The organism is Bradyrhizobium sp. Kon56 (assembly GCF_055807635.1).
Genome location: NZ_JBVVOU010000253.1, coordinates 1 through 333 on the forward strand (window position 1 = coordinate 1; position 333 = coordinate 333).

The 333-nt window shown below is 55.0% G+C and carries 1 pseudogene; it reads left to right on the forward strand.

Annotated features, from left to right (window positions below):
- Nucleotides 1-224: pseudogene (locus AC0L3B_RS38855) on the forward strand (hypothetical protein); the annotation flags it as partial.
- Nucleotides 225-333: the final 109 nt, after the last annotated feature.

The window sequence follows — 333 nt, forward strand, 5'->3', positions numbered from 1 at the left end:
TTGCGCTGCATGAAAGCGACAAGCAGGAATACGTACGAACGGACGAAAATAGCTACTACAGCGGCTTGTGGGTGGACGAAGCTGGCCTGCTGCAAAAGGTCAACCCGCGGCTAACGCCCGAGCACATGACGCGCTTTTGCAACTGCTGCACCCAAACGTTCAACGGCGCGGTGTTCGCACAGGCTTTACCTCGCTCACAGCGGCACGACAGCCCCCAAAGTTGATCAGCCGTGCCACAACGCTTATTTGGGCTGGAACGTCTCAAGATACGCCAATATAGTTTAAATCTTCTCTTGGTCACTGAAGCCCCAGAAGATCATCCGCGTACCGCTC